General features: G+C 72.4%; 10 protein-coding genes, 2 tRNA genes, 1 other RNA gene and 1 riboswitch. Of the genes, 7 read left to right on the forward strand and 6 right to left on the reverse strand.

All coding sequences use genetic code 11. The annotated features are described in order from the left end of the window. Nucleotides 1–578 precede the first annotated feature (578 nt). The 4 genes from ACIQGQ_RS07705 (at nucleotide 579) to ACIQGQ_RS07720 (ending at nucleotide 6,336) form a co-directional block, all read left to right on the forward strand. Nucleotides 579–2,303, forward strand: a complete 1,725-nt coding sequence (locus ACIQGQ_RS07705; RefSeq protein ID WP_402392036.1) for a sporulation protein — start codon at nucleotides 579–581, stop codon at nucleotides 2,301–2,303. A gap of 119 nt (nucleotides 2,304–2,422) precedes the next feature. Next, nucleotides 2,423–3,679: an L-2-hydroxyglutarate oxidase gene (gene lhgO, locus ACIQGQ_RS07710; RefSeq protein WP_402392038.1), complete on the forward strand. Its 1,257-nt coding sequence runs from the start codon at nucleotides 2,423–2,425 to the stop codon at nucleotides 3,677–3,679. Further along, nucleotides 3,672–4,616 carry a tRNA (guanosine(46)-N7)-methyltransferase TrmB gene (gene trmB, locus ACIQGQ_RS07715; RefSeq protein WP_402392041.1) on the forward strand — a complete coding sequence of 315 codons (945 nt, stop codon included), beginning with the start codon at nucleotides 3,672–3,674 and terminating at the stop codon, nucleotides 4,614–4,616. The genes lhgO and trmB overlap by 8 nt, the downstream gene beginning before the upstream one ends. A gap of 142 nt (nucleotides 4,617–4,758) precedes the next feature. Further along, on the forward strand, nucleotides 4,759–6,336 hold the full coding sequence (locus ACIQGQ_RS07720; protein WP_402393376.1) for a PrsW family glutamic-type intramembrane protease: 1,578 nt from the start codon (nucleotides 4,759–4,761) through the stop codon (nucleotides 6,334–6,336). Between the two features lie 33 nt (nucleotides 6,337–6,369). On the opposite strand, the gene ACIQGQ_RS07725 is transcribed toward ACIQGQ_RS07720, so the two are convergent. The 4 genes from ACIQGQ_RS07725 to ACIQGQ_RS07740 all read right to left on the reverse strand — a co-directional run bounded on the left by ACIQGQ_RS07725 (nucleotide 6,370) and on the right by ACIQGQ_RS07740 (nucleotide 10,627). After that, entirely contained in the window at nucleotides 6,370–7,314 is a 945-nt protein-coding gene (locus ACIQGQ_RS07725; RefSeq protein ID WP_402392043.1) for an aldo/keto reductase, read from the reverse strand. 257 nt (nucleotides 7,315–7,571) lie between these two features. After that, the gene (locus tag ACIQGQ_RS07730) at nucleotides 7,572–8,720 is read right to left on the reverse strand and encodes a M23 family metallopeptidase (protein ID WP_402392046.1); all 1,149 of its coding nucleotides are present in this window, start codon (nucleotides 8,718–8,720) and stop codon (nucleotides 7,572–7,574) included. An 11-nt stretch (nucleotides 8,721–8,731) separates the two neighbouring features. Next, nucleotides 8,732–8,884, reverse strand: a riboswitch (cyclic di-AMP (ydaO/yuaA leader). A 331-nt stretch (nucleotides 8,885–9,215) separates the two neighbouring features. Next, entirely contained in the window at nucleotides 9,216–10,376 is a 1,161-nt protein-coding gene (locus tag ACIQGQ_RS07735; protein WP_402392048.1) for a PP2C family protein-serine/threonine phosphatase, read from the reverse strand. A gap of 177 nt (nucleotides 10,377–10,553) precedes the next feature. Beyond that, a tRNA-Met gene (locus ACIQGQ_RS07740) sits at nucleotides 10,554–10,627 on the reverse strand. 162 nt (nucleotides 10,628–10,789) lie between these two features. Here ACIQGQ_RS07740 and ACIQGQ_RS07745 point away from each other — a divergent pair. Continuing rightward, nucleotides 10,790–11,209, forward strand: coding sequence for an SHOCT domain-containing protein (locus ACIQGQ_RS07745; protein WP_402392051.1), 420 nt, complete (start codon nucleotides 10,790–10,792; stop codon nucleotides 11,207–11,209). A 269-nt stretch (nucleotides 11,210–11,478) separates the two neighbouring features. After that, nucleotides 11,479–12,021: a heme-binding protein gene (locus ACIQGQ_RS07750; RefSeq protein ID WP_402393379.1), complete on the forward strand. Its 543-nt coding sequence runs from the start codon at nucleotides 11,479–11,481 to the stop codon at nucleotides 12,019–12,021. A 127-nt stretch (nucleotides 12,022–12,148) separates the two neighbouring features. Here the strand turns inward: ACIQGQ_RS07750 and ACIQGQ_RS07755 are convergent, their stop codons facing one another. Beyond that, nucleotides 12,149–13,162 carry a hypothetical protein gene (locus ACIQGQ_RS07755; protein ID WP_402392053.1) on the reverse strand — a complete coding sequence of 338 codons (1,014 nt, stop codon included), beginning with the start codon at nucleotides 13,160–13,162 and terminating at the stop codon, nucleotides 12,149–12,151. A 211-nt stretch (nucleotides 13,163–13,373) separates the two neighbouring features. Then, nucleotides 13,374–13,461: transfer RNA gene (locus ACIQGQ_RS07760), tRNA-Ser, on the reverse strand. A gap of 163 nt (nucleotides 13,462–13,624) precedes the next feature. Here ACIQGQ_RS07760 and ffs point away from each other — a divergent pair. After that, an RNA gene (ffs, locus tag ACIQGQ_RS07765) (signal recognition particle sRNA small type) lies at nucleotides 13,625–13,721 on the forward strand. The last annotated feature ends 9 nt before the right edge of the window (nucleotides 13,722–13,730 follow it).

Below are 13,730 nucleotides of genomic sequence, written 5' to 3' on the forward strand. Positions count from 1 at the left end.
GCTCGGTCCGGGAGGCGTCGTCCGCCTCCCGGACCGGTCCGCCGCCTGCGGGGAATGAGGCGGCGGTGTCCCCCAGCCCACTGAGTCAGGTGCAGTGGGCCGACCCACGCAGCACTCATGGAAACTCCTCCGAAACCGCCGGACGAGAGCGCACGGCCGGGCGCACGGCCACACACCAGGAGCACATGCCGGACGCCTCGCACGGCACCGGCGCCGCACCCCCGCGACCTCGCCGGACGGTGTCCCCGTGCGCCGTCGGCCGGGGTCCGGACCGCGCTCCGGCCGGCCCCCGCGCCCCGCCCGAACTCCCCCTGCACGAAGCCCGATCCGCGCCCCCGGCGCCCCCTCCGCGACGCCTGGCAACAATCCCGCCATACGGACGTCTGCCCCTTAACGGTAGGGATGCGGCGAACTACGCTGGGTTCACTGAGGTGCTCTGCAGGAGGCATATTCCTCGGGGCTCGGCCGCGTGCGTGTGCGGCCGGGGCGCCGGAACCGGTCTCCGGGGGAGGACCCGGTGCGAATGCCGCGCGCCGTGACGGCGACGCGGCGGCCGTCTGTGTGTCGAGGGGTGGCGCATGTCCAGGGAGCAACGCGGACCGAACGAGAAGCTCGGAACCGTTCTCGCCCTCGCGGGAATCAGCAACGCCGGGCTGGCCCGGCGGGTCAACGACCTCGGGGCGCAGCGCGGTCTGACACTCCGTTACGACAAGACCTCGGTGGCCCGGTGGGTCGCCAAGGGCATGGTGCCGCAGGGCGCCGCGCCCCATCTCATCGCCGCGGCGATCGGCGCCAAGCTGGGCCGGCCGGTGCCGCTGCACGAGATCGGGCTCGCGGACGCCGATCCGGCGCCGGAGGTCGGGCTGGCCTTCCCGCGCGGTGTCGCCGAGGCGGTCCGTTCGGCGACCGAGCTGTACCGGCTGGATCTGGCCGGGCGCCGGGCGGGCGGCGGTGGCATCTGGCAGTCCCTCGCGGGCTCCTTCTCGGTGAGTGCGTACGCGACGCCCGCGTCCCGCTGGCTGATATGCCCCGCCGACGCGACGGTGGAGCGGGACGCGGGCGAGGCCGCCGCCCCCGGCAACCAGGGCACACAGGGCGCGCAGGGCGCACGCGGCACCACGGGGACACCGGCCCCCGCAGACCGGCCCGCCCGGGGCGCCGACCCGGCGCCGCCGTCCGGGGCGCGCCCGCGTCCGGGCACCCCGGCCGCGCTGACCGCCCAGGCGGACCGGGCGGCGCTCGGCGCGCTCGGTGCGCTGGCCGCCAGGAAGACCCCGTCGATCCCCGCCCAGCCCCGCCCGGACAACGCGTCCCCGGCGCCCACCGGGACCACCACCGACACCACCCGTACCGTCGGCACCGCGCCCGCCGGCGACGTCTCCCCGCTGCGGGTCGGCCACAGCGACGTCTCCAAGCTGCGCGAGGCCGCCCAGGACGCCCGCCGCTGGGACTCCAAGTACGGCGGCGGGGACTGGCGCTCCTCGATGGTCCCCGAGTGCTTAAGAGTCGACGCCGCTCCCCTGCTGCTCGGCTCCTACAGCGACGAGGTGGGGCGGGCCCTCTTCGGAGCGGCCGCCGAGCTGACCCGGCTCGCCGGGTGGATGGCCTTCGACACCGGCCAGCAGGAGGCCGCGCAGCGCTACTACATCCAGGCCCTCAGGCTGGCGCGCGCCGCCGCCGACGTGCCCCTGGGCGGCTACGTCCTGGCGTCGATGTCCCTGCAGGCCACCTACCGCGGCTTCGCCGACGAGGGCGTCGACCTCGCCCAGGCCGCCGTCGAGCGCAACCGGGGCCTCGCCACGGCCCGCACCATGAGCTTCTTCCGCCTGGTGGAGGCCCGCGCCCACGCCAAGGCGAACGACGCCGCCGCCGCGGGCTCCGCGCTGACGGCCGCCGAGAGCTGGCTGGAGCGCTCCCGGGAGGGCGACGGCGACCCGTCCTGGCTGGGCTTCTACTCGTACGACCGGTTCGCCGCCGACGCGGCGGAGTGCCATCTCGACCTGAAGGCGCCCCGGCAGGTGAAGCGCTTCACCGAGCAGGCGCTCTCCCGGCCCACCGAGGAGTTCGTCCGCTCGCACGGGCTGCGGCTCGTGGTGTCGGCGGTGGCCGAGCTGGAGTCCGGCAACCTGGACGCGGCGTGTGCCGCGGGCACCCGGGCGGTGGAGGTGGCGGGCCGCATCTCCTCGGCCCGGACCACGGAGTACGTGCGCGACCTGCTCCACCGGCTCGAACCGTACGGGCACGAGCCGCGTGTCGCCGAGCTGCGCGAGCGGGCGAGGCCACTCCTGGTGGCGCCCGCGTAGGCACCGGCCGCGCGGGGGCCGGCACCGTCCGTGCGTAAAGATCCGGCACCTTACGGGGTCCCACCGGTTTGAGTGCGTTGTCAGTGGGTCAGTGCACTATCGGGGTGGGAGGTGGTGCGGTGATGACGCGCGCGGCGTACGACTGCGACGTGCTGGTGATCGGCGGCGGGATCGTCGGCCTGTCGACGGCCTACGCGCTCACGCGCACCGCTCCGGGCACCCGGGTGACGGTCCTGGAGAAGGAGGCCGGCCCGGCCCGGCACCAGACGGGGCGCAACAGCGGGGTGATCCACAGCGGCATCTACTACCCCCCGGGCTCGCTCAAGGCCCGTTACGCGGTGCGCGGCGCCGCCGAGATGGTCGACTTCTGCGCCGAGCACGGCATCGCTCACGCGGTGACCGGCAAGCTCATCGTGGCGACCGAGCGGTCCGAGCTGCCGCGGCTGCACGCCCTGGTCCAGCGCGGCCGTCTCCACGGACTGCCGGTGCGCGAGCTGGGTCCCGCACAGATCGCGGAGTACGAGCCGCGGGTGAGCGGGCTCGCCGCGATCCGGGTCGGCTCGACGGGGGTGTGCGACTTCGGGGCGGTCGCGGCCCGGTTCGCCGCCGAGGTGAGCGACAGGGGCGGCGAGATCCGTTACGGGGCGGAGGCCGTCGCGATAGACCGGCGCCCCTGGGGCGTGGCCGTGCGCACGGCGGACGGCGCGGTGGTGCGGGCCCGGGTGCTGGTCAACTGCGCGGGGCTGCACTGCGACCGGGTGGCGCGGCTTGCGGGCGACGACCCGGAGGTGCGGATCGTGCCCTTCCGGGGGGAGTACTACGAGCTGGCGCGGCCGGAGCTGGTGCGCGGCCTGGTCTATCCGGTGCCCGACCCGGCCTTCCCGTTCCTCGGCGTCCACCTGACCCGGGGCCACGACGGCGGCGTCCATGTCGGTCCGAACGCGGTGCCCGCGCTGGCCCGCGAGGGGTACGGCTGGCCGGTCGTGCGCCCGCGCGAGCTGGCGGACACCCTGACCTGGCCCGGCAGCTGGCGGATCGCCCGCAGACACTGGCGGTACGGGGCGGGCGAGGTGCACCGCTCGCTGTCGAAGCGTGCGTTCACCGACGCCGTACGACGGCTGCTGCCCGAGGTGACGGAGGCCGATCTGCGACCGGCCCCGGCCGGGGTGAGGGCCCAGGCCGTCCTCCGCGACGGCACGCTGGTCGACGACTTCCTGATCCGCGAGGCCCCGCACACCGTCCATGTGCTGAACGCGCCGTCGCCCGCCGCGACGGCCTCGCTGCCCATCGGACGGGAGGTGGCACGCAGGGCGCTGCTCCGGGCGCGGGAGACGGGGTGGAGGCCGCCCGCCGTAGAATCGGGGCATTGTGTCTGAGCCCATGAACCCCTCCGAGAGCCCCTCCGAGAATCTCGCCGAGAACCGCTCCGAGGGCCTCACCGAGAACTCCCCCGCCCCGGCGACGGGCAACGCCCCGGCGACCGGCGGCGCACCGGCAGCGGGCGGCGCACCGTCGGCGGACGGCCGGTCCACCGCCGGGATCCCGGACGACCTGCGGGAGGCCGCCTTCGAGCGGCAGCGCAGGCTGCGCCAGGAGTCGCGCTTCCCGGGCGGGCCCGCCATCGACCCGGCCGGTTCGCACCACGAGCGCCGCATCCGCAGCTTCCAGCCGCGCCGCAGCCGGGTCACGCCCGGCCAGCAGGACGCCCTGCTGCGGCTCTGGCCCCAGTGGGGCCTGGACATCGACGGGCAGCGCGTCCTCGACCTGCCCGGAATGTTCGACGGGCTCCCGGTCGTGCTGGAGATCGGCTTCGGCATGGGTGAGGCCACCGCGCAGATGGCCGCCGACGACCCGGGCACCGGCATCCTCGCCGTGGACGTGCACACCCCCGGCCAGGGCAACCTCCTCGGCCTCGCCGACCGGAACGGCCTGTCCAACATCCGGGTGGCCAACGGTGACGCGATCATCCTGCTCCGCGAGATGCTCGCGCCGGACTCGCTGGACGGCCTCCGGGTGTACTTCCCCGACCCGTGGCCCAAGAAGCGGCACCACAAGCGGCGGCTGATCCAGCCGGAGTTCCTCGACCTGGTGGCCGGGCGGCTGAAGCCGGGCGCGGTGCTCCACTGCGCGACCGACTGGGAGCCGTACGCCGAGCAGATGCTGGAGGTGCTGACCGCGCACCCCCGTTTCGAGAACACGGCGGCGGACGGCGGATACGCCCCCCGGCCCGCGTTCCGGCCGCTGACCCGGTTCGAGGGGCAGGGCCTCGACAAGGGCCACGTCGTGCACGACCTGCTGTTCGCCCGCGTCTGACACCCCCGTGGCCGGGTGCCGTCCGTCCCCTCCGGGCCGGGCGGTACCGGGCCCTCGGGCGGACGGTGTCCGGTCAGTGGGCGGACCGTGTCCGGTCGTCCCGTGGTCAGGTGTCAGTCCCGCTGGTTAGGGTCGTCGGGTGGTGTCCGACGAGTCCGCAGAACAGCGACAGTCCCCGCCCGCCGTCCCGCTCCCCGAGGAGCCGGCCGGCGGGATGCTGGCTGCCGTGCCGCAGCGCGCGCACGGGTGGTACCGGCCGCGCCGGGTCGGCCGGGTGTGGCGCAGCCGGGCCTTCCGCATCACGGTCGTGTGCACGGTCCTCGCGCTCTGTGCCCTGACGATCCTGGCCCTGGTCCGTGACCAGACGGGCACGCAGGGCTTTCTCGTCGGCCTCGGGCTCGCCGTGCTGCCCGTCCCGCTGCTGGCGGCCGCGTTCCGCTGGCTGGACCGGATCGAGCCGAGTCCCTGGCGGAATCTGCTGTTCGCCTTCGCCTGGGGAGCGTTCGCCGCCGCCCTGGTCGCGCTCCTGGCGAATTCGTTCGCGATCCGGTGGATAGCCACGACCACCACCGATCCGTCGAACGCCGACACCCTCGGGGCCACGGTGATAGCGCCGTTCGTCGAGGAGAGCGCCAAGGCCGCCGCGGTCCTGCTGATCTTCCTGTTCCGCAGACGGCAGTTCACCGGTGTCGTCGACGGCATCGCGATAGCCGGGCTCACCGCGAGCGGCTTCGCCTTCACCGAGAACATCCTGTACCTGGGCAACGCCTTCGGCGAGGACCAGGAGATCGGTCATGCGGGCGTCCCGGCGATGACGGCGGCGACGTTCTTCGTGCGGGCGGTGATGTCGCCGTTCGCGCACCCGCTCTTCACGTCACTGACCGGCATAGGTTTCGGGCTCGCCGCGGCGAGCCTGCGTCACCAGAAGCTCCGCCGTGTCCTGCTGCCGCTGCTCGGGCTCGTCCTCGCGATGGGCATGCACGCGCTGTGGAACGGTTCGGCGGTCCTGAGCCCGCTGGGTTTCTACGCGGTGTACGGGGTGTTCATGGTCCCGGTCTTCGGCCTGGTGACATGGCTGGCGATCTGGTCGCGCTACCGCAGGCTCCGTACGCTCTGCGCCGAGCTGCCCGCCTACGCGGCGGCCGGCTGGCTGACCCCGGTGGAGCCGCTCGCGCTCTCCTCGATGCGGGCCCGGGGCATCGCCCGCGACATGGCCCGCCATCAGTACACCGTCGCGGCCGCGGACAAGGCGGCGGCGAAGGCCCAGGGGAAGGCGGCCGCGGTCGCCGTCGTGGAGTACGAGTCCTTCGCGACCAGGCTGGCCGCGCTGCGGCTCGGGGCCCGCCGGGGCGAGGCGGGCCCGGACTTCGCCGAGCGCGAGCTGGAGCTGCTGCGCCTTCTGTGGGAGCGCCGGGAGGTGGCCGTTCCGGCGCTCACGTACGCGGCGCAGGTGACGGGGCGGCTGCGCCCCCACCGCATGCCGCCGTTCCCCTACGCCCAGCAGCAGCCGTTCCCGCCCCACGCGCAACAGCATCCGCTCCCGCCCCACGCACAGCCCCACACTCAGCAGAACCCGTACGCCCAGACCGGCCCGTATCCGCAGCCCGTCCGGCCCGGCAGCCCGTACACGTATCCGTACGCGCCGTACGCCCGGCCCGTCGCCTACCCGCAGCCGGCGCAGGCGCCCCACCCGGCGTACGGCCCGTACCCGCACCCGTAGCGACGGCCGGGGCGCGCGGCCCCGGCCGTCGGATCAGGCGGATGCCTCGGTGAGCTCGGCCAGCTCCTGCTCGGTCAGCACGAGGTCGGCGACGGCCACCAGCGCGGGCAGCTGCTCGACCGTACGGGCCGAGGCGATCGGCGCGGCCACGGTCGGCCGGGAGGCCAGCCAGGCCAGCGCGACGGTCGCGATCTGCGCGTCGTGCGCCTCGGCCACCTTGTCCAGCGCGGCCAGGACCTTCTGTCCCCGCTCCGAGTCGCGGTACTGCGCCACGCTCCCGGCCCGCGCGCTCTCCACCTCGGCACCCGGACGGTACTTGCCGGTCAGGAAGCCCGAGGCGAGAGCGAAGTACGGCACGGCGGCCAGCCCGGCGCGGGCGACCGTGTCCTGGAGCGCGCCCTCGTACGTGTCGCGGGAGACCAGGTTGTAGTGCGGCTGGAGGGCGACGTAGCGGGCCAGGCCCTCGCGCTCGGAGAAGTCCAGCGAGGCCTGGAGCCGCTCGGGGCTGATGTTGGAGGCGGCGATCTCCCGGACCTTGCCCTCCTTCACCAGCTGGTCCAGGGCGGTGATGATCTCCTCGACCGGCACGGACTCGTCGTCGAAGTGCGTGTAGTAGAGGTCGATGCGGTCGGTGCCGAGCCGGCGCAGCGACGCCTCGGCGGCGGCCTTGATGTTGGCCGGGGCGAGCCCCTTGTAGTCGGGGTGGGTGGAGACCTTGGTGGCGATGACGAGGTCGTCGCGGTCGGAGCGGGAGGCGAGCCACTTCCCGATGACCGTCTCCGACTCCCCGCCCTCGTTGCCCGGAACCCAGGCGGAGTAGCCGTCCGCGGTGTCGACGAAGTTGCCCCCGGCCGCGGTGTACGCGTCCAGCACGGCGAAGGACTGTGCCTCGTCGGCCGTCCAACCGAACACGTTGCCGCCGAGTGCGAGCGGGAAGACCTGGAGACCGGAGGAGCCCAGCGGGCGAAGAGAAGTCATGAGTGGATCAACGAACCCCGGCGGGCCCGCTATTCCGCCCGCACCGGACCGTCCACCCGAACGGACGCCCGTGGAAGACGCCCGTGGAAACGGACCAGCGGCGGGAAAGGGCCGACAGCGGAAAAGGGCTGGCAGCCAAAAGGACCGGCAGCCCTGACGTCGGGGGGAGAGCGTCGGGGCTGCCGGGGTTCATGGGCCGGACGGACCGGCCCCGGCACCGGGGGAACCGGCGCGGGGAGCGGTGTCCGAAGGACGGATCAGGGGTTGAGGCCCTTGCTGTGGAACCAGGCCATCGGGTCGACGCCCGAACCGTCGGGGGTGTGGACCTCCAGGTGGAGGTGGGGACCGGTCACGTTGCCGGTCGCGCCGACCCGGCCGATGGTCTCGCCGGTGGTGACCTTCTGGCCCACGCTGACGCCGATCGACGACTGGTGGCAGAACCAGATCTCCGTACCGTCGTCCAGCTCCAGCACGGTGCGGTAGCCGTACGAACCGGCCAGACCGGCCGACTTGATCGTGCCGCTGTGGACGGCCTTGATCGGGGTGCCGGTCGGGGCGGCGAAGTCGAGGCCGGTGTGGTGGCCGGAGGCCCACATCGACCCGGCCTGACCGTAGGTCGAGGTGATCGTGTACGAGAAGGTCGGGAGGGAGTAGCTGGCGGCGAGCTTGGCCAGCCGCAGCGCCTCCGCCTTCTTCTTGGCCTCTTCCTCCGCCTTCTTCTTCTCGGCGGCGACCTTGGCCTCGGCCGCGTCCTGCTGCTTCTTCGCCTCGGCGGCGGCCTTCTCGGCGGCGGCCTTCTCCTCGGCCGCCTTCGCCTCGGCGGCGGCAGCGTCCTGCTGCTGCTCGGCCTGCTGGAGAATGCGGGCGCGCAGCGCCTCACCGGCGTCCGTGGTGCCCTGCTCGGCCTCGGCAGTGGTGATGCCGGCGGTGGTGAGCGGGGCGGTCTCGCCCTGGTCCGCCCCGTCGGTCTGGGACCCGTCGGAGAACAGGGCGCCCACGCCGGGAAGGGACTTGGCGTCCGGAAGGTTGTTCGTGATCGCGTCCGGCACCGAGATGGAGACCGGGGGCTTGCCCTGCGCGGTGGCCATGCCGCCCGCGCCGACCGCCGCTATCACGCCGACACCCAGGACCGTGGAGCTGCGGGCGAGTCCCGTGCGCTGCTTGGCGACACGGTGCCGGCCGCGCACCGGGCGGACCGTCTCCTCCGTGGGGTTCCACTCGCTCCAGCCGCGCTCGGCCTCGCCGTCGCCGGCGTCGGAGCGGAAGTCGGTGGTGAACTCACCGGTGCGGTCGGCGTCGAGGCCGGTGCCGTAGCCGTAGTCGGCAACGCCGTAGCCGGTGCCGTAATCGCCGTGATCGCCCTGGAACCGGGAAGGGGCTTCTGGGGCAGGCTTGTTGGACGCCACGGGGGCGCACTCCTTTCCTTCCTTCTCGCCTACCGGGTTAGCTGACGGGTTCGGAGCAGGAAGGTCTCCTACGGGCACCTCCGTCTCTCACGAGACACAGGTGTCCGATTCACCCCATGGTGGTGGTTCCCCGGTTCCCTTGCGGGATTCGGCGCTCGCGCACGGCGCCGCCATTGATGACGGCTGGGACGACCGCGCTGCGTTATCGAACGTTAATAGACACCGGGGCCCCATTCCAAGCTGTTCCCACTGATCGTTCACGTCTTTGGCCTGGACTTTACGGGACATAGCCATACCAACAGGCCTACTTGACCATCACTCAGCGGCCGACTCGTTTCTGACGTTATGTCAAATGTTATGCGGAGCGGCGTCCTTCGATTACGCACGGTGGCATCCCCTTGCGGCAGTTCGGCCCGGTCCCGCGCGCCCCCGTTCAGTCCCGCCCCGCGCCCGTGCAGCCCCGCCCCCAGCCGTCCAGTCCCGCTCCCGGCCCGTTCACCCCTGCTCCGCCCCCACGATCGGCACGGTCCGGCGCCGGTCCGGCTGCCCCTGCGCGGGACGCACCACCGCGAGCAGCGCCATGTCGTCGGTCGTCTCGCCACCGGTGTGCAGGCGTACGTCGTCGGTCAGCGCGGAGAGCAGCTTCTCCGGCCCCGGAAAGATCCGCCCGCGCAGCCGGGCCGCCGGGTCGTAGAAGACCCCCTCGGCGTTCCGCGCCTCGGAGAGGCCGTCCGTGTAGAGGAGCAGCGTCGTCCCGTCCGGCAGCTCCCACTCGTCCGTCCGCTCCGACCACACCCCCAGCCCCATGCCGAGCGGCAGCGCGGGCACCGAGGGGCGCAGCACCTCCAGCGCCCCGTCCGGGTGGAGCAGGATCGGCTCGGGGTGGCCCCGGTTGACGACCCGCACCCGGGACAGCCCGGCCGGGATCTCGGCCAGTACGGCGGTGATGAAGCCTTCGAGCACGTCGAGCCCGCCTCGCCGCGCCTCCTCCCGGGACAGCGCCCGCTCCAGCCGGCCCGCCACGTCCGCCAGCGAGGACTCCTGCTCGGCCGCCTCGCGGAACGCCCCGATGACCACCGCGACCGTCTCCACGGCTCCGAGCCCCTTGCCCCGCACGTCCCCGACCACCATCCGCACCCCGTGCGGGGTGTCCGCCACGGCGAACAGGTCGCCGCCGACGTACTCGTCCGCCTGCGCCGCCTCGTACCGTGCCGCGACCTGAAGTCCTCCGATCCGGGCGGCCGGTTGGGGCACCACCGCGCGCATGGCCGTCTCCGCGATGAACCGGGCGGAGGCCAGCTGCTCGTTGCTCCGCCGCACCACTCCGTTGATCACGACCGCGAGGATCGAGACGGTGGCCAGGGTGAGCAGCTCGATCAGCGGCACGACCTCCGGCAACGTGCTGCTGTAGAGGCGCAGCAGGATGACCGCCAGCATCGAGGCGGCGCCGGTCCGGATCGTGCTGGCGAGCGAGAAGAACGGGGCGGCGATCAGCGGCGCGGCCACGAAGAGCGGAATGGCGGTGAAGGTCTGCGGGGTGAGGCTGTCGAAGAGCAGTCCGCCGAGGATCATCAGCGCGGGCAGCGTACGGACGAAGCTCCGGCCGCGGGTGTCACCCCCGGCGTGCCGACCGCGCCTCTTCTCCCACTTCCACACCTGTGGTCTCCTGCCCGGTACGCACGCGGCCGCGGACAGCGCCGCGCCCCGCCCCCAGCCTCACCGGAGCGGGAACGGGCGGCGACTCCGCGTCGGCCGAAGGAGGTACCCGCTCATGCCCGGGAGAAAACAAATCGGGCCCGGCACGCTGTCTGCGTACCGGGCCCGATTCTTCAGTAGCGGGGACAGGATTTGAACCTGCGACCTCTGGGTTATGAGCCCAGCGAGCTACCGAGCTGCTCCACCCCGCGTCGGTGAACCCAACTCTACGCCATCCCCGACGTCCTCTTGACCACCCCGGTCCACCGACCGGCCATCGGCAGACAACAGGCGAGCCCATATATGCGGTGATATGACTGATTTACCCCTGTCCATCACCGTGCGGAACACGCGCGTCGACCGAGGAGAGATCCGTGGACGACTACCCCATGCTCAACCTCTTCTGGACCATGCTGGTGTTCTTCCTCTGGATCATGTGGCTGTTCCTGCTGTTCAAGATCATCACGGACATCTTCCGCAGCCACGAACTCGGCGGCTGGGCCAAGGCCGGCTGGCTGATCCTCGTCCTGATCCTGCCGTTCCTCGGCGTACTGCTGTACTTGATCTTCCGGGGTCCGGCCATGGCCGAGCACGACATCAAGGACGCGCAGGACCGCGAGCGCGCCTTCAGGTCGTACGTCCGCGACGCCGCCAACTCCCCCGACGCGGGCACGGGCGGGCCCGGCACCCGGAGCAGCCACGCCGACGACCTGGCGAAGCTCTCCGACCTCAAGGACCGGGGCGCGCTCACGGACGAGGAGTACCAGCGCGCGAAGGCGAAGCTCCTGGCCTGAGCGCTCACGGCGCCCCCTGCGGGCATCGGAGCAGGATCTTCTACGGCGAGTGGACGGCCGGCCACGGGCCTTCGGGAAGCTCTGGCCACCCGGCGCCCGTACGCCGGGAGCGCATCAGCCGATCGGTGGACCCGTCCGTCGTCCGTCGAGGGCCCGGAAGGGAGCCCGCAGGCCGACGGGTACGGGCCGGGCACGGCTTGAGGATGGATGTCAGAGCGGGAACGTGGAAGTCCCCGAACCCGCTGGCCGAATCCGAGGAGTCGTTCACCATGAAGAAGCTGTCGCTGCGCGCCCGTGTCCTGACCGGTGTCGCCGCCGCTGCCGTCGTCGCCGGTACGGTCGGGGCCGCCTCCGCCAGTGCCTCCGCCCCCGCCGCCGCCGTCAAGACCGACACCAAGAACCGCAACCTCCAGGAGAGCACGCACCTGACCCTGGCGGCCGCGACGAAGGCGGCGCAGGCGACGCTGGACGCGGCGAAGAAGGAGAACCAGCGGGTCTCGGTCGCGGTCGTGGACCGCAACGGGAACACGATCCTCACCCTGCGCGGCGACGGCGCCGGCCCGCAGGCCTACGAGTCGGCCGTGAAGAAGGCGTACACCGCCGTCTCCTGGAACGCCCCGACCTCCGAGTTGGCCAAGCGCCTGGCCAACGCCCCCACCCTCAAGGACATCCCCGGCACCCTCTTCCTCGCCGGCGGCGCCCCCGTCACCGCCAAGGGCGCCCCGATCGCCGCCATCGGCGTCGCCGGAGCCCCCTCCGGCGACCTCGACGAGAAGTTCGCCCAGGCCGGCGTCGCCACCCTCACCCGCTGACCCCACCCCGAGGCCCACAGGCCTCCCCGACTCCGGTGGCACCCGTTCCCCCCGTACGGGTGCCACCGGTTTTTTCCGTCCGGACGCGCCCGCCGTGGCAGCCCCGTCCCCTCGTAAGCCGCTGCGGTCAGCCCGCGTACCGGTCGTCGGGGGATGCCTTCTCCGGCACCACGCGTATCGCGAGCACGGTGCCGTCCGGCCGGAAGGAACTCGCGCCCCAGTCGTCGATGTCGTCCGGCTCGGGCCAGTCCTTACGCCGCTCGTAGGTCCGTCGGCGGTACTCCTCGACCTCGCCCGCCGCGAGCAGTCCGTAGAGATCGGTGGCCATGCCGGAGAACGCCTCGACGCGTGTGCCGTCGATACGGAAGACCTGGTCGGTACCGACGTATCGCTCGTCCGCGAAACAGGCTTTCGCGTCGTGGACGCTGGCGGTCCCTGCGAAGGACGTCTCCCTGAAGTGCTTGCCGCCCTGTTCGTCGATCAGGTAGCTGCCGACCGCCGCACCGCCGCCGGCCAATGAGAGCTGCCCGGCGGCGTGGGCCCGGGCGATCACTCGGCCGAACCACGGGAACTCCTTTTCAGGGATCAGGAAGGCGTTGTGCCGTTCCGTTCCGCGTTTCGCCGGGACGGCCACGGAGTTGGCGTACGGAAGAGTCCGGCGTCCGACAGCCACGTCGGCCGAACCCTCGCCGGAGGCCGGCCGCACCGGGAGCTCGACATCTCCTTCCGCGTGCACGACGTGCACCGTCACACCGGCAGCGGCCAGGAACTCGGTCGAGGTCATGAACGTGGGAGTACCGTTCCGCTGCCCCAGATGGAGCCGCTCCACGCGCTCGCCGCCCCGGGCCAGCTGCCTGTACGACGTGCGGGAGCCCGCGGAGGTCTTCGGCTTCACGTCTTGGTGGTTGCCGTTCACGGTCACCACGAAGATCCGGGAGCCCTCCCCGGGACGCCATGCCTCCAACAGAAAATCCGGCCTCGGTCTCGCCCCGAGAGTCCCGGCCGGCCTGATCCGCGCGAAGCCGGGAAGCAGGACGGTTTCCACGTCGACGATGCTGATCAGGTGATCCGGATACCGCTCGCGAAGCGCCCGTTCCGCGACAGCGAGCCCGAACGCCCGGCCCAGTTCCCTCGCCTGCATGCCCCGATAGGACAGTTCAGGAGCCTTGCCTTCCTTGGTGAGGCGCAGGCTCCCGTGCCGGTCGGCGGCGAAGGCCCGGCAGTACTTCAGCCCCTGCCAGTGCTCGGCCCGGGCCCGTGGACAAGAACCAGGCCTACGGGCTCCTGGGTATGCGAAGAAGGGCCCCGCAGCAAGCTGCGGGGCCCTTCGACGTATTGCCCGGTGAGAGCAATGGCGGAGGATACGAGATTCGAACTCGTGAGGGGTTGCCCCCAACACGCTTTCCAAGCGTGCGCCCTAGGCCACTAGGCGAATCCTCCGCCGCAAACAATACAAGACGTTGAGGAGTGCTCGCGAACCTGTTGGCCCCAAGATCGCTTCGAGACCGTTTCGAGATCTTCGCGGGGGCGTTCCGGGGTCTCCCGGCGGGTGCCGGTGGAGGGGGAGGTGGACCGGTGGGGGTGGGGATCCGCTAAGGTGGGCGTCAGCCCCTCACGTGGCGCTATCTGACTGAACTCCCCCAGGGCCGGAAGGCAGCAAGGGTAGGTCGGCTCTGGCGGGTGCGTGGGGGGCCCTTGCGTTTCCGGGC

This window comes from Streptomyces sp. NPDC092952 (genome assembly GCF_044754785.1).
GTDB lineage: Bacteria > Actinomycetota > Actinomycetes > Streptomycetales > Streptomycetaceae > Streptomyces.